The sequence below is a fragment of the Nocardioides pacificus genome (assembly GCF_054775955.1).
Genome location: NZ_BAAHCI010000011.1, coordinates 39,661 through 54,513, shown reverse-complemented (window position 1 = coordinate 54,513; position 14,853 = coordinate 39,661). Strand labels below are relative to the sequence as shown.

12 protein-coding genes and 1 tRNA gene are annotated in these 14,853 nt (G+C 71.3%); 8 read left to right on the top strand and 5 right to left on the bottom strand.

Features of this window, described 5'->3' with window-relative positions:
• Positions 1 to 2,354 (bottom strand): heavy metal translocating P-type ATPase (locus tag ACYU7L_RS13890; protein ID WP_460797618.1); only part of this gene is annotated, 2,354 nt, incomplete at its 3' end.
• A 178-nt stretch (positions 2,355 to 2,532) separates the two neighbouring features.
• On the opposite strand from ACYU7L_RS13890, the gene ACYU7L_RS13885 reads away from it, so the two are divergent.
• On the top strand, positions 2,533 to 4,086 hold the full coding sequence (locus ACYU7L_RS13885) for a SulP family inorganic anion transporter (RefSeq protein ID WP_460797615.1): 1,554 nt from the start codon (positions 2,533 to 2,535) through the stop codon (positions 4,084 to 4,086).
• Positions 4,087 to 4,232: 146 nt separating this feature from the next.
• Positions 4,233 to 5,861, top strand: a complete 1,629-nt coding sequence (locus ACYU7L_RS13880) for a methyl-accepting chemotaxis protein (RefSeq protein ID WP_460797613.1) — start codon at positions 4,233 to 4,235, stop codon at positions 5,859 to 5,861.
• Between the two features lie 44 nt (positions 5,862 to 5,905).
• On the opposite strand, the gene recQ is transcribed toward ACYU7L_RS13880, so the two are convergent.
• Positions 5,906 to 7,729 carry a DNA helicase RecQ gene (gene recQ, locus ACYU7L_RS13875; RefSeq protein ID WP_460797611.1) on the bottom strand — a complete coding sequence of 608 codons (1,824 nt, stop codon included), beginning with the start codon at positions 7,727 to 7,729 and terminating at the stop codon, positions 5,906 to 5,908.
• A 94-nt stretch (positions 7,730 to 7,823) separates the two neighbouring features.
• On the opposite strand from recQ, the gene ACYU7L_RS13870 reads away from it, so the two are divergent.
• Positions 7,824 to 8,369 carry a hypothetical protein gene (locus tag ACYU7L_RS13870; protein ID WP_460797609.1) on the top strand — a complete coding sequence of 182 codons (546 nt, stop codon included), beginning with the start codon at positions 7,824 to 7,826 and terminating at the stop codon, positions 8,367 to 8,369.
• Here the strand turns inward: ACYU7L_RS13870 and ACYU7L_RS13865 are convergent.
• Positions 8,329 to 9,531 (bottom strand): hypothetical protein, encoded by a 1,203-nt coding sequence (locus ACYU7L_RS13865; RefSeq protein ID WP_460797606.1) that lies wholly within the window; start codon positions 9,529 to 9,531, stop codon positions 8,329 to 8,331. The genes ACYU7L_RS13870 and ACYU7L_RS13865 overlap by 41 nt on opposite strands.
• A 66-nt stretch (positions 9,532 to 9,597) precedes the next feature.
• Here ACYU7L_RS13865 and ACYU7L_RS13860 point away from each other — a divergent pair, with 66 nt between their 5' ends.
• Both ACYU7L_RS13860 and ACYU7L_RS13855 read left to right on the top strand, forming a co-directional pair.
• Complete coding sequence (locus tag ACYU7L_RS13860; protein WP_460797604.1) at positions 9,598 to 10,149, top strand: DMP19 family protein; 552 nt, start codon at positions 9,598 to 9,600, stop codon at positions 10,147 to 10,149.
• Between the two features lie 130 nt (positions 10,150 to 10,279).
• Positions 10,280 to 10,939: a DUF2510 domain-containing protein gene (locus ACYU7L_RS13855; protein WP_460797602.1), complete on the top strand. Its 660-nt coding sequence runs from the start codon at positions 10,280 to 10,282 to the stop codon at positions 10,937 to 10,939.
• 145 nt (positions 10,940 to 11,084) lie between these two features.
• Here ACYU7L_RS13855 and ACYU7L_RS13850 read toward each other — a convergent pair whose 3' ends face one another.
• A complete protein-coding gene (locus tag ACYU7L_RS13850) occupies positions 11,085 to 13,598 on the bottom strand; it encodes an excinuclease ABC subunit UvrA (RefSeq protein ID WP_460797599.1) in 2,514 nt (837 codons plus the stop codon).
• A gap of 38 nt (positions 13,599 to 13,636) precedes the next feature.
• Entirely contained in the window at positions 13,637 to 13,843 is a 207-nt protein-coding gene (locus ACYU7L_RS13845; RefSeq protein ID WP_460797597.1) for a hypothetical protein, read from the bottom strand.
• 131 nt (positions 13,844 to 13,974) lie between these two features.
• On the opposite strand from ACYU7L_RS13845, the gene ACYU7L_RS13840 reads away from it, so the two are divergent.
• From ACYU7L_RS13840 to ACYU7L_RS13830, 3 genes are all read left to right on the top strand, one after another.
• A complete protein-coding gene (locus ACYU7L_RS13840; protein ID WP_460797594.1) occupies positions 13,975 to 14,313 on the top strand; it encodes a hypothetical protein in 339 nt (112 codons plus the stop codon).
• A 146-nt stretch (positions 14,314 to 14,459) separates the two neighbouring features.
• Positions 14,460 to 14,536 (top strand) — tRNA-Arg (locus ACYU7L_RS13835).
• Positions 14,537 to 14,603: 67 nt separating this feature from the next.
• A complete protein-coding gene (locus tag ACYU7L_RS13830; protein ID WP_460797592.1) occupies positions 14,604 to 14,834 on the top strand; it encodes a hypothetical protein in 231 nt (76 codons plus the stop codon).
• Positions 14,835 to 14,853: the final 19 nt, after the last annotated feature.

Genomic DNA, 14,853 nt, shown 5'->3' with positions numbered 1-14,853 from the left:
CCCCCCCCCCCCCCCGCGACCGGGCCCCGGTCGGCGACCAGACTGAAGGCGTCCTGCTCCTCCTGGTCGTTGTGCAGCCGCAGGATCGCATAGAGGCCATAGAGCAGGCGTCGCAGCTCGACCACGTCCTCGGGCTCGGGCTCGGCCTCGGGGCCGCCCTCGTCGAGGGAGGCCAGGAGTCGGCGCAGTCGGGAGGCCTGGTGCTCGATCTCGGCATGGGTCCGGCTCAGGGCCGCAGCGGCGTCACTTCCACCGAGAGCGCGACCGACCAGCGGGACGAGCACCGCCTCGTCCTCCCTCTCGTGCGGGAGCAGCTCGGTGTCGAGACGGACCATCAGGCCTCGCACCGGCTCCAGGTCGATGCCCTGGGTGGTGAGCGCGTCGGCGACGGTGCGGAACTGCTCGACCACCGGGAGCACCGCGTCGTGCTCCGCCCGCAGGCGTACGGCGCTCGTCACGTCGGCCGCGGGCATCGCCACCGTGTGCACGCGGCCCGGCAGCACGGCACGCAGGGCGATCCCGATCGCCAGGACGTCGATGACCTCCTGGACGACCGCGCCGGCGGCGGGCGGCAGCCAGCCGAGGGCGGCCGCGACCATCGCGACCAGGGAGAGCCCCATCCCCACCGAGACGGCCTGCACCGCGATGCGCCGCGACCGGCGGGCGATCCAGATCGCGTCCGCCAGCGCGTCGATGCGGTCCACCGTCAGCACGACGTCGGCCGCCTCCGACGAGGCCGTGGCTCCGCGGGCGGCCAGCGCCACGCCCACCCCGGCCGCGGCCAGGGCCGGGGCGTCGTTGATCCCGTCCCCGACCATGATCGTGTCGACCCCCTCTTGGGCGATCGCTCTCAGCTTGTCGGCGGGGTCGCAGTCGGCGAGCACATGGTCCGCGCCGACGAGTCGCCCGACCATCTCGGCCGTGTCGGCGTGGTCACCGGTCACCAGGACCACCCGATCGACGCCTGCACGACGCAGGCTGCGGACCATGCGCGCCGCACCGGGCCGGATCGGGTCCTCCAGCAGGAAGGCCCCGGCCGGCTCACCGTCGACCGCGACGTAGACGCTCAGCGAGCCGTCCAGGTCCGCGCGTCGACGGACCCGGCGAGCCCAGGCGGGCGGGTCGGCACCGAGGATCCAGGAGGCCTTGCCGAGCCGCACGTCGTACCCACCGACCGATCCCCGCAGGCCGTAGCCGTGCTCCTCCACCACGTCGGTCGGCATATCCAGCGCTAGGCCGCGGGCCGAGCCGGCGCCCACGATGGCGCTGGCCAGCACGTGGGCGGAGACCTGGTCCAGCGACGCTGCGAGCCGCAGGAGCTCGTCGGCGTCCCACCGGTCGTCGGCGACCACCACGTCGGCGAGCGTCGGCCGGCCGCGGGTGAGCGTCCCGGTCTTGTCGAACAGCACCACTCGTCCCTGCGCCAGCCGCTCCAGGGCTCCCCCGCCCTTGACGACCACTCCGGCCCGCGCCGCCCTCGAGAGACCCGACATGATCGCGACCGGGGCGGCGAGCAGCAGCGGGCACGGCGTCGCGACGACCAGCACGGCGACCGCGCGGACCGCGTCGCCGCTCAGGGCCCACGCCGCCCCCGCCAGCACCAGCGTGAGCGGCACGAACAGCACGGCGAACCGGTCGGCGGTGCGCACGAACGGGGCCGAGGAGGCCTGCGCCTGCTCGACCAGCCGCACCACCCCGGCGTACGTCGACTCGGACGCGGCCGCGGTCGTGACCAGCTCGAAGGGCGATCCTGCATTGACCACCCCGCTGCGGACGTCGTCGCCCGCCGGACGCTCGACCGGGAGCGGCTCGCCGGTGAGCGCGGACTCGTCGAGCAGGGCGGCCGAGGCGAGACGGCCGTCGGCGGGGACGATCTCACCCGTGCCGACCAGCAGGCGGTCGCCGTGGGCGACCTCGTCCACGGCGACCTCGATCACGGTGTCGCCCACGCGGCGTCGGGCCACCCGGGGTGCGCGCTCGACCAGGAGGCTGAGCTCGCGCCGGGCGCGCTGGGCGGCCCGGGCGTCCAGGAGCTGCCCGCTGGAGAGCATCACCGTGATCATGGCGCCCGCGAAGGCCTCGTCCACGAGGAGCGCGCCGAGCAGGGCGAGCACCGCGATGACGTCGACGCTGGGCTGCCGCTCGCGCAAGGCTTCGATCGTCGTCCAGCTCGAGAACAGCAGGCCGAGGACCGCCCCGCCGATCCAGAGCCCGGTGGCGGCGGGGTCCTGGTCGAGAACCCACGCGACGCCGCCCAGCGCCAGCAGCGCGGCGGAGGCGAGGAAGAAGAGCAGCGGCACCTGCTCCGCCACGCGGTCCCGGAGGGAAGGGGCAGGCTGCTGGGCGACGTGCATCTGGATGGGTCCTTCCTCGACGCGGTTTCCAGTGTCGTCCCGCGAGCCCGGGACCCCCAGGGCCCTAGGTCCCCCCGGGTGCCGCTCCCGGGCGGCGGTGATTGGAGCACAGCCGTGACCTGGCGGTAAATTCGCCCGTCGGTCGGCCGGACGCCGTGCCACCCCCTCAGGAGCCACCGTGTCGAAAGCCGCCATCCCCACGCCCTCTCCCCTCGGTCCCATCGGGGAGGCCACCGCGCCGCCGCCTCCCTCCGAGACCCACACGGTCCGCGGGGCGCTGCGTCGGCCTGCGGTCCTGCGCCGCGAGGTCGTCGCCGGGTTGGTCGTCGCTCTGGCCCTGATCCCGGAGGCCATCTCCTTCTCGATCATCGCCGGCGTCGATCCCCGCCTTGGCCTGTTCGCGTCCTTCACGATGGCCGTCTCGATCGCCTTCCTCGGTGGCCGCCCCGCGATGATCTCGGCTGCCACCGGAGCCGTGGCTCTGGTCATCGCGCCCGTCGTGAGCGAGCACGGGGTCGACTACCTGATCGCGACCGTCATCCTCGCCGGGGTGATCCAGATCCTCATGGGGCTGGCGGGGGTCGCCCGGATGATGCGGTTCATCCCGCGCTCGGTGATGGTCGGCTTCGTCAACGCCCTGGCCATCTTGATCTTCGTGGCACAAGTGCCGCACATGGTCGACGTCCCGGCGCTCGTCTATCCCATGATCGCCGTCGGCATCGTCGTGATGGTGCTGCTCCCGCGGATCACCAACGTGGTCCCGGCGCCGCTAGTCGCGATCGTGGTGCTCACCGCCGTCACGCTGCTCGCCGGCTGGTCCCTGCCCGACGTCGGCGACGAGGGCGACCTGCCCGACACGCTCCCCTCCCTGCTCTGGCCCGACGTGCCGCTGAGCCTGGACACGCTCGAGATCATCGCGCCGTACGCACTCGCGATGGCGCTGGTCGGCCTGCTCGAGTCGCTGCTGACGGCCAAGCTCGTCGACGACATCACCGACACCCACTCGGACAAGAGCCGGGAGGCCTGGGGCCAGGGCGCGGCCAACGTCATCACCGGCTTCTTCGGCGGGATGGGCGGCTGCGCGATGATCGGCCAGACGATGATCAACGTGAAGGCCGGCGGCGCCCGGACGCGGATCTCCACCTTCAGCGCCGGCCTCCTGCTGCTCGTGCTCGTGGTCGGCTTCGGCGACCTCGTCGCCCGGATTCCGATGGCCGCTCTGGTCGCCGTGATGATCATGGTCGCCGTCGGCACCTTCGACTGGCACTCGGTCGCGCCACGCACGCTGCGGCGGATGCCCAAGTCGGAGACCGCGGTCATGGTCTCGACGGTGGCGGTCACAGTCGGCACCCACAACCTCGCCATCGGCGTCGGTGTCGGCGTGCTGGTGGCCATGACGCTCTTCGCGCGTCGCGTCGCACACCTGGCGGCCGTCCAACGCGAGGTGGTCGAGGAGCAGGACGGCTCCACCAGCGTCCGCTACACGGTCATCGGCGAGCTCTTCTTCGCCTCCAGCAACGACCTCTACACCCAGTTCGAGTACGCCGACGACCCCGAGCACGTGGTCATCGACCTGAGCCGGTCGCACGTCTGGGACGCCTCGACGGTGGCCTCCCTCGATGCGATCGTCACGAAGTACGAGCGCAAGGGCAAGACTGTCGAGATCCAGGGCCTCGATGAGCACAGCTCGCACATGCACGACCGACTCAGTGGGGAACTCTCACCGCCCTGATTCGGCGCCTTCTCCTCAGGATCGGGTGGCATTCGCCGATGCCCAGACGGACGCGGCATGCCCGCTCTCGGTCCGGCGACCCGCAGGAAGCCGGCCCGCCACCGTCCCGGGCCACCGCCCCTCCACCATCCTCTGGGGATCATTTCATGGCAACGTCCGCAGCACCGACGCGCTCGCGCTGGCTCGCCGACCGCAGCATCCGCACCCGGATCGTGGCCCTCGCGGTCACCCTCGGCATCGCCACGCTCGTCGTCGCCGGGACCGCGGCCCAGGGTGCCTCCGAGGTGACGGACCTCAACGCCGACCTGGAGCGCGCCGTGAGCGTTCAGGACTCCGTCGAGACTGCGCGCTACGACCTCCTCTGGGCGTCGAACTGGCAGAACATCACCGCGTGGAAGTCCCGCTCGGAGGGAGGCGCCACCGCGGCGGCACCCGGCGGCGACAACCTGGCCAACTACGACGACGGCGTGGCCGGCTTCGAGCGGATCTTCGACCTGGATCGCTCCCTGCTCAGCGCCTCTGCCGCCGACAGCCTCGACGTCATCGAGACCCAGTGGGACGACCTGCTGGCCTACAACGACGAGATCCACGGCCTCTGGGGGCAAGGTCGGCTCGACCAGGGGGATGCCGTCTCGGGTGGTCCCAAGTGGGACATCTACTACGTCATCTCCGAGGCGCTGGACGCGCTGTCGGAGTCGGTGAACGCCCGGGTCGAGTCCCTGCACGCGGAGACCGCGGCAGCGCAGGACCGCACACGGACAACGACGTTCCTCGTCACGGGGATCGCCCTGCTGGCCGGTGCGGCGATGGCGATGCTCCTGTCCCGCTCGATCGTGCGGCCGCTGCGCCGGATCAGCGACGGTCTCGAGCGGGTCGCGGAGGGTGACCTGTCGGTCGAGGTCGACGTCCACTCCGCCGACGAGGTGGGACAGATGGCCGTGTCGTTGACGACCGCCCTCACGTCCCTGCGCTCGCTGGTCGGCTCCGTGGCCGAGTCCGCGACGACGGTGGCCTCCGCGGCCGAGGAGCTCACCGCGACTGCCGGATCGATCGAGACCTCCGCGGTCGAGACGTCGTCTCGCTCGGACGTCGTCGCAGCCGCGGCCGGCGAGGTCTCGCACAACGTCAGCGCCGTCGCGGCGGGTGCCGAGCAGATGGGTGCCTCGATCCGTGAGATCGCCGAGAACGCCCAGCTTGCCGCCCAGGTGGCCTCCGAGGCCGTGGGCGTGGCGGCAGCGACCAACGAGACGGTGATGAAGCTGGGTGTCTCGAGCGAGCAGATCGGGCGCATCGTCAAGGTGATCACCTCGATCGCCGAGCAGACGAACCTGTTGGCGCTCAACGCCACCATCGAGGCGGCGCGGGCCGGCGAAGCGGGCAAGGGCTTCGCGGTCGTGGCCGGGGAGGTCAAGGAGCTCGCCCAGGGCACTGCCAAGGCGACGGAGGACATCGTGACCCAGGTGGCCGCGATCCAGGCCGACACCTCCGACTCGGTCGAGGCGATCAGCAAGATCTCCGAGATCGTGCTCTCGATCAACGACTACCAGACCACGATCGCGACCGCCGTCGAGGAGCAGACCGCGACCACCAACGAGATGTCGCGTCTCGTCGGCGAGGCCGCGGCCAGCTCGAGCCAGATCGCAGCCAACATCACCGGGGTCGCCACCAGCAGCACGATCACCTCGGAGGCGGTCAACCAGACAAGTCAGGCGATCAGCGAGCTCGCCAGCATGGCCGAGAGTCTGCGCTCCGAGGTGCGCCGCTTCACCTACTGAGGACGGGCTGCCTCAGGACTGGGCTCAATCAGGACTGGGCCACCTCAGGCGGCCACGACCTCGAGGAGGGCCTCGCCCCATTTCTCGAGCTTCCCGGCACCGATCCCCGAGATGGTGCCGAGCTCGGCGAGCGTGGCGGGCGACGCAGCGGCGACGTGGCGCAGGGTCGCGTCGTGGAAGATCACGTAGGCCGGGAGCCCGGCCTGCTTGGCCGTCGTGGCCCGCCAGGCGCGCAGCCGCTCGAACAGGGCCTCGCCGGCGGCGTCCAGCACCACGGCGTCCGCCGCCCGCGAGCGCTTGGCCGACCGGGTGCGCGCAGCCTTCGGCGCCTCGGTCCGCAGCGCCACCTGCCGGTTGCCGCGCAGCACCTCCGCGGAGTCCTCGGTGAGCTCGAGCGTGCCGTAGCCGTCGCTGCCCACCGCCAGCAGCCGCTGGGCCAGCAGCTGGCGAGCGACTCCCCGCCACTCCGCCGCGGAGAGCTCGGTCCCGATGCCGAAGACCGTGAGCGTCGTGTGGTCGAGCTGGACCACGCGCGGCGTCTCGTTGCCCAGCAGGATGTCGACGATGTGGCCGGCACCGTAGCGCTGCTGGCGGTGGGCCAGCCGCACGACGGCTGACAGCAGCTTCTGGGCCGCGACCGTGCCGTCCCAGGTCTGCGGCGGAGCCATGCAGGTGTCGCAGTTGCCGCAGGGCTCCCCCTCCTGGCCGAAGTAGGCGAGGAGCTGGACGCGCCGGCACTGCACCGTCTCGCAGAGCGCCAGCATCGCGTCGAGGTGCTGCCCGAGCCGGCGCCGGTGGGCGGCGTCACCCTCGGAGGAGTCGATCATCTTGCGCTGCTGGACCACGTCGGCCAGGCCGTAGGCGAGCCATGCCGTGGCCGGCTGGCCGTCCCGTCCGGCCCGGCCTGTCTCCTGGTAGTAGCCCTCCACCGACTTCGGCAGGTCGAGGTGGGCGACGAACCGGACGTCCGGCTTGTCGATCCCCATCCCGAAGGCGATCGTCGCCACCATCACCAGACCGGGCTCGCGCAGGAAGCGGGCCTGGTGCTCAGCGCGCACCTCCGCCGGCAGCCCCGCGTGGTAGGGCAGTGCCGTGATGCCGTTCTTGGTCAGGAACCGCGCGCTCTCCTCGACCGACTTGCGCGACAGGCAGTAGACGATCCCCGCGTCACCCACGTGCTCCTCGCGCAACAGGGTGAGGAGCTGGCCGCGCGGGTTGTCCTTGCCGACGATGCGGTACTCGATGTTGGGGCGGTCGAAGCTCGACACGAACGTCCGGGCCCCGCCCAGGCCCAGCCGGGCGACGATGTCGGTGCGGGTCGCAGCGGTGGCTGTGGCGGTGAGCGCGATCCGGGGCACGTCCGGCCAGCGCTCCCCCAGCACCGCCAACAGGAGGTAGTCGGGTCGGAAGTCGTGCCCCCAGGCCGAGACGCAGTGGGCCTCGTCGATCGCGAACAGCGCGATACGACCCCGGTCGAGGAAGTCCAGCGTGGCGCGGGCCGAGAGCCGCTCGGGGGCGAGGTAGAGCAGGTCGAGCTCCCCCGCGACGTACGCCGCCTCGACCCGTCGGCGCTCCTCGCTCGACTGCGTCGAGTTGAGGAAGGCCGCGCGCACGCCGAGCGCCGCCAGGGCGTCGACCTGGTCCTGCATGAGCGCGATCAGCGGCGAGATCACCACACCCGTGCCCGGCCGGACCAGCGCCGGGATCTGGTAGCACAGCGACTTGCCACCGCCGGTGGGCATCAGCACGAGCGCGTCGCCGCCCGCGCACACGGTGTCGATGATCTCTGCCTGCTCGCCGCGGAACGACGGGTAGCCGAAGACGGTGTTCAGCACGCCCAGCGGGGTGGCCAGGGAGGTCGACGTCATGGGCGACATCGTGCCCGCCCGGGCAGACGTTGGCGAACCCAGGTGCACAGCCCGGCCGGGTAGGTTGACCGTCGAAGCCGCCAGGAGGTCCGCCGTGTCCATGCCCCCATCGCCTGAGCCCTTCCATCACGTCCCTCGTCCGGCCCCTCCTCGATCTTCGGGGACCGCCTGGCGCGGGTGGTCGATCGCGCTCGCGCTCGTGCTCGCCGGTGCGGCGCTCCTCTGCCTGTTCCCCACGGGCCTGGGGCTGGTGGTGATGCTCGGTGATCTCGCGGACGGCGACTCCGGGCAGTTCGACGGGCTGGGAGTCGCGCTGGGCGGCTTGTTCGCTGTGGCGGGAGGGGTGGGGCTGGTGCTCGCTCTCGCGTTGTCGGTGGCGACGGTCAAGGGACGCACGCGGGCTGCAGCCGGACGTCCACGCCTGCTGCGCGGGAGTGCCTGGACGTGCGTGGTGCTGGCGGTGCTCGGTGGGCCGGTCGCCGCCGTCGCGATGCTGGCGCTCGACGGCCGGCTCATCGACTCGCTGTTCTGGCTGGTGTGGTCGATCCCGTTCGGTCTCCCGGCGGCCGCCGTCCTCGTCACCCTTCCGGCGCAGACCGCTACCCGGGCGGGATCAGCTGACCGGGCACCTGCCCACTGATGTAGCGGCGACCGTACGTCGCGACCAGCTCGCCGGGCAGCGCCTCCTCGGTGCCGTCCGGGCGCACCCACAACAGCGCGAATCCGTCCCGGCTGTCGGGCTCGTCCTCGCGAACCCGGGCCACCACCCGGTGCTCACCCTGCCACCACGTCAGCTCGTCCTCGCTGCCCTCGACCATCTGCCACGCGCCGTCCTCCAGCACCCAGGTGCCGCGCTGCACGGTGTACGGCGTGGAGTCGATCTCGCCGCGGGGACCGTCACGCCACTCGGTCTCGGTGAACCGGACCGCGATCCGGTCGCCAACCTTGTCCATCGCCGCCACCCGCCACTCCTCGACGTACTCGTCGGGCATGCCGTAGTCAACGAGCTCGCCCGTGGCGGGATCGACCTCGACGATCTCCTGGTCCACCGTGCACCCGCCGCAAGGGTCGCCCTTAACCTGGCGCAGGGCGAGGAGCCCAGCGCCGTCCGCGGAGAGGTAGAGCGCGATGAGCCGCTCGTTCAGCGCGACGTTCGTGAGGTCGCCGTCCTCGATCCGAGCCAGGCCGTAGTCGCCGTCCTCGTACCACTCGCTGCTGTCGTGCCACAGCACGTAGGTGACGCCGTCGATGGTCGGCGTCGCGCCGTAGTAGTTGCGTGCCAGCTCGTTGAAGTCGGTGGCCTCCGGGTTGTCGGTGCCGGGGAGCTCGATCGACCAGAGCCGCTCCATGTCGAGCGAGTACGCCGTGAGCGTCGGTGGCAGCCGATAGCTGTCCAGGACGTTGACCTGGGTGACGGACCGGGACGGCAGCTCGAAGCCGCCTCCTCGGACCGGTACGGACGTCGGCCCACGCTCGGGATCGAGCGTCTGCAGCTCGACGGACCCTCTGGCCACGCGGGTCAGTGCCGTGCCGTTCGGCAGCCAGTGCGCGTCCCGACCTGTCGCCACGACCCACTGCTGCTCACCGGCGCGCAGCAGGAGGCCGGCGGGCGTGGCTGCGGCGTACGTCGGTCCGGGGTAGGACATCGCCACCGGCTCGACCCCCGTGTCCAGGACGCCCGAGCTCTCGGAGGCGCCCGGCACCGAGCACGCCGCCAGCAGCGAGCCCAGGACCAGCCCGCACGCGAGCCCCTGCTGGGGCGCACGTCGCCAGGGACGGCGGGTCGAGCGGACTGGCGACACGGCACACCTCTGGCTCACGCGGGGACTGATGGCCACGAGCATGCCCCACGGTGGAGGATGGCGGGCATGATGACCCTGCTACGGAAGCTGTTCTCGCCCCGGCTCGGGCACAACGGGTCCGCGGCCAGCTCCCCCGACGTCCGCGGGGTCGGCCAGCACCGGTGGGAGACGACCACCAGTCAGGTCCACCGGCCCGGCGCGCTCCCCGGCATAGACGCGGGGATCGATGCGGAGGACGTGTGGAGCCGGGCCCTCGACCTGGACGCGCACGAGCAGGAGTCTCCCCGCCCCGGGGACATCGCGCTGGCGTCTGTCCTGCGCATCCACGGCAGCATCATGAACGGCGGGGTCCTCAACGCGGTGGAGGACGTCTTCACCGCTGAGCAGCTCGACGCGGCCGAGCACGGCTACCGGTGGTTCGGCCTCGACGAGGTCGCGGATCTGCTCGCACGCACGCGAGTGGACGTCGCCTCCGGCGCGCTGAGCGAGAGGGATCTCGAGCGACTCGAGCGGCGCTGCGATGACGCGTACGCGACCGCCGTTCCCGACGACGCCTTCCTGAGCGACCTCCTCGAGCGTCGCGTGGCCGACGAGCCCGAGGCCTTCGCGCCGTTCTGATCCTCGGGCCGGGCCGGGCCGCGCCTCGTCGAAACATCACAATTGACGTTCGGCGACGATGAGTCACGTGGGAAAACGCAGATACAGCAATACGACGCGTCAATTCGACCTCGCGCATACGATCAAGCACATGACGACCAATGGCCCCACCCCGCCAGGCTGGTATCCCGACAATCAGGGGACCATTCGCTGGTGGGACGGAGCGACGTTCACTGAGAGGACGCAAAGCTCCCCACCCGGCTATGGCGGTAGCCCCGCGACGCCGCCTCCCAACTCGGGCGGCAACAAGCCCTGGTACAAGCGCTGGTGGGTGTGGGCCATCGCCGCGGTCGTGATCATCGCCGCTGTCGCCGGAGGGGGCAGTGGCGGCGATGAGGGCGACGCCGATCCGGTCGCGTCAGACGAGAACACGGCGAAGACTGAGTCGACCCCGAATGACCCCAAGGGAAAGCCCACGCCTGAGCCGGAACCTGAGCCTGAGCCTGAGCCGAAATGGATGACGGTCGGCAAGTTGAGCGGGAACACCAACAAGGCCGGCCCTGACTTCCACCTCGACGGTTGCGACATTCGCATGACCTACAACGTTCAGGGCGATGCGACGTCCACCATCGTCGCGTTCTACCTCATGGATTCCGGCACGCAGTTGATGGAAGACGGCGGCTTCCCCGTAGCGCAGCCCACCAAGACTGGCCCGGGCGAAACCACCCTTCGCAAGGATGAAGGCGACTACTACATCGAAGTGGTCGCTGCTAACGCTGAGTGGACAGTCCAGGTTCAGGAGAAGTGCTGACGCACTGACCCACGTAGGAGCCATCAGCGCAAGGCGGGTTGGTGGGGCATCTGTGCTTCAACGAGTAACGGCCGCCCGGGGACGGACCAGCATGTCCTGAGGATCTCGCTCAGCCCGATCCCGAGCGGCGGTCGCCGCCCCCCCCCTAATCGAGCGCCGTCTTGCCAGCGGAGCCCGACGCCTTCGCGCGGCTCTGATCCTCCAAGCGCCGCGCCAGGTAGCCCGCCGTGTGCCCCACCCCGGCCGCCGCGACGTCACGCGGCCTGCCCGTGGCAACGACCTGTCCCCCGCCGTCTCCGCCGCCGGGTCCGAGGTCGACGACCCAGTCGGCCGTGGCGATGGTGTCGAGGTCGTGCTCGACCAGCACGACCGTGTTGCCGGCGTCCACCAGCCGGTGCAGCTGCCGCAGCAGCAGGTCGGTGTCCGAGGGGTGCAGCCCCGAGGTCGGCTCGTCCAGGAGATAGAGGCTGTGGCCCCGGTTGGTGCGCTGCAGCTCGGTGGCCAGCTTGATGCGCTGCGCCTCACCGCCGCTGAGCTCGGTCGCCGGCTGCCCCAGGCGCAGGTAGCCCAGGCCGACCTCGCGCAGGGTCTGCAGGCCGCGGGCCGCAGCCGGGACGTCGGCCAGGAACTCCGCGGCGTCGTCGACGGACATCGCGAGCACGTCGGCGATGGTGCGGTCGCGGTAGGTCACCTCGAGCGTCTCGGCGTTGTAGCGCGCCCCGTGGCAGGTGGGACACGGCGCATAGGTGCTCGGCAGGAACACCAACTCCACCGAGACGAACCCCTCGCCCTGGCAGGTCTCGCACCGTCCGGCGGCGACGTTGAAGGAGAAGCGCCCCACGCCGTACCCGCGCGCCTTGGCCTCCGGCGTCGCGGCGTACAGCCGACGGACGGCGTCGAAGAGCCCGGTGTACGTCGCGAGGTTGGACCGCGGGGTGCGGCCGATGGGGCGCTGGTCCACGACCACGAGTCGGTCGAAGCAGTCGACCCCTCGCGCCTCGCGGACGTCCACGCCCTCCGCCGGCCCCAGGGCCCCCTCGTCCGGGGTCTCCTCGGCGGCGTCCTCCTCCGGCGGAGCGATCCCGAGGTGGCGGCGGACGACCTCGGCGAGGACCTGGGTCACCAGGGTCGACTTGCCGGACCCGGACACCCCGGTCACGGCGGTCAGTGCCCCCACCGGCAGGTCCAGGGAGACGTCCTGCAGGTTGTGCCGCGAGACGCCCCCCAGGTGCAGCCAGGCGGCCGGTGTCCGCGGGTCCCGGACGAACCGCTCGGCGCGACCGAAGAGGTAGGCGCTGGTGGGCGACTCGGCGACCTGCTCCAGGCCGGCGATCGGGCCCGAGTAGAGGACCCGTCCCCCGCCCTCTCCGGCGGCGGGTCCGATGTCGACCACCCAGTCGGCTCGTCGTACGACGTCCATGTCGTGCTCGACGACGAAGAGGGAGTTGCCCGCCGCCTTGAGCTGGTCGAGCACCTCGAGGAGCGGCTCGGCGTCCGCCGGATGCAGACCGGCCGACGGCTCGTCGAGGACGTAGACGACGCCGAACAGTCCCGAGCGCAGCTGGGTGGCGATCCGCAGACGCTGCGCCTCGCCCGGCGACAGCGTGGTCGAGCTGCGGCCCAGCGCCAGGTAGCCGAGCCCGAGTCTCAGCAGCACCTCGATCCGCGCCACCAGGTCGCCGCTGATGCTCCCTGCCACGTCGTCGACGTCGTCGCTGGCGAAGGGCCGCAGCGCCTCGGCCAGCTCGGTGAACGGCAGGGCGTTCGCGTCGGCGATGGAGAGTCCGGCGAAGGTCACCGCCAGCGCCTCGGGCCGCAGCCCACTGCCGTGACAGACGGGGCAGCGGGAGCTGCGCACGAAGCGGAGCATCTTCTCGCGCATCTTCTCGCTCGGCGACCCCGCGAGGACGTGGCGCACCTGGCTCCGGGCACTGCGGAAGGTGCCCATGTAGTCGCGCCCGCCTCCGCCGTCCTTGTCCTGCGGACGGATCAGCACCGAGGGCTGCTCCTCGGTGAACAGCAGCCACTCCTGGTCCTTGCGGTCCAGCTCGCGCCAGGGGCGGTCGACGTCGATGCCGAGGTTCTTGGTGACGCGACGCAGGTTGTGGCCCTGCCAGGCCCCGGGCCAAGCTGCGATGGCGCCGTCACGGATGCTCAGCGAGGTGTCGGGGACCAGCAGCTCCTCGGCCACGTCGTGGGCGACGCCGAGCCCATGGCACTCGAGGCAGGCTCCTGCGGCGGTGTTGGGCGAGAACGCCTCGGCGGCCAGATGGCCGGCACCGGCCGGGTAGTCACCGGCACGCGAGTAGAGGATCCGCAGCAGGTTGGACAGCGTGGTGATGGTGCCCACGGTCGAGCGCGAGCTGGCCGCGCCTCGACGCTGCTGCAGGGCCACGGCGGGTGGAAGGCCGGAGATCTCCTGGACGTGGGGTGCGCCGACCTGCTGCAGCAGACGACGCGCGTACGGCGCGACGGACTCGAAGTAGCGGCGCTGCGCCTCGGCGTACAGCGTGCCGAAGGCCAGCGACGACTTCCCCGAGCCGGAGACGCCGGTGAACGCCACCATCGCGTCGCGTGGAAGGTCGACGTCCACGTCGCGGAGGTTGTGCTCGCGTGCTCCGCGGACGCGCACGCAGCCGTCCTGCTGCTCGATGCTCACCACCACTGTCTAGCCGACGCGGCAAGCAGCGGGCCGGGTCAGGCCGGTGGCGCCCAGGTCTGCGTGCCGCCCATGAAGAGGTGCACGTAGCCGCACGTGGTGCAGATCGCGCCGTCCGCGGACTTGTTGAGGAAGTCGAGGTTGAGCAGCGAGAGCCCCTCGGTGTTCATCTTCACCTCGCGCCGGACGAACTCCTGCCCCACTCCGCACACGACGCAGGTGAGGTCCTTGCCGGCAACGCTCACGCGGCGTCCTGCAGGTGGGGTGCGCCCCATGTCTGTCTTCCCTCCGGAGTCGGCATGGCGACCAGAGGCTAGTGGCTGGTCGGGCATCCGGGAAGGTTTCGCGGGGTGACCCACCGGGGACGGATGCCGTCATGATGCGCATCGGGATGGTCGTGGGATCGCTGCTCGTAACCCTCCTGATCGGCTTCGGGGCCGGTTGGCTGGTCTTCGAGGAGGATCTTGACGACCGCGAGCTGGCCTGCGCCGGAGCGCGCTCGCTGCCACAGGAGCCCGGGGACCGATGGGGCGTCGCTGTGGGCAACGAGATCGCGGGCGTGGGTCTGCTCGCCCAGGCGGCCGGCTCGACCGGTGAGGACTTCGACGACCTCGACGAGCTCGGTCGGGCCGGACGCGATCTGAACGCCATCATTCAGCGGGCCGACATCGACGGCTACGACGACGCCCGCCGGGCGCTGCTCGCGGCCTGCTAGTCGCGGGGCTCACGACGACTCCGGCGGGGAGAGTCTGTCGCTGCCGCGGCCGACCGCCCCCTAGACTGATCCCCGGATCGACGGCTCAGCCAGGGCGGACCACGGGGTCATCCCGAGGGTTCCCCCGGTTGTGGGTTCGATCCCCCGCCTCCGTAGCTCAGCTGGATAGAGCAGCGGCCTTCTAATCCGCCGGTCGCAGGTTCGAATCCTGCCGGGGGCACCATCCTCCTCGCCGAGGACATGCTGGGACCCGGCGCACGGGTCCCACCAGGGCGTGTCAGAGTGTCGCCATGATGCATCAGATCAATGCCGCCGTTCAGGCCGCCGTCGACGCCACCTCCATCTTCCGCGACCAGGGCCACAGCGACACCACGGAGCTCGTGAAGCGCCTACGCGACGAGCTCGCGCAGCGCGACATCCAGACCGAGGACCAGGGGTGGCTGGAGAAGACCGTCGACCACATCCTGGCCGACCCCAACTTCATGACCGACGACTCCCCGTCGGACGTCGGCAACCCCTGAGCCCGCGCCTGACCGCTGC

What these genes read in the sequence shown, in the direction of transcription:
- ACYU7L_RS13880 (WP_460797613.1), top strand. Translation starts at nt 4,233, where the DNA reads ATGGCAACGTCCGCAGCACCGACGCGCTCGCGCTGGCTCGCCGACCGC.
- recQ (WP_460797611.1), bottom strand. Translation starts at nt 7,729, where the DNA reads ATGACGTCGACCTCCCTGGCCACCCCGCTGGGCGTGCTGAACACCGTC.
- ACYU7L_RS13860 (WP_460797604.1), top strand. Translation starts at nt 9,598, where the DNA reads ATGATGACCCTGCTACGGAAGCTGTTCTCGCCCCGGCTCGGGCACAAC.
- ACYU7L_RS13855 (WP_460797602.1), top strand. Translation starts at nt 10,280, where the DNA reads ATGACGACCAATGGCCCCACCCCGCCAGGCTGGTATCCCGACAATCAG.
- ACYU7L_RS13840 (WP_460797594.1), top strand. Translation starts at nt 13,975, where the DNA reads ATGATGCGCATCGGGATGGTCGTGGGATCGCTGCTCGTAACCCTCCTG.
- ACYU7L_RS13830 (WP_460797592.1), top strand. Translation starts at nt 14,604, where the DNA reads ATGATGCATCAGATCAATGCCGCCGTTCAGGCCGCCGTCGACGCCACC.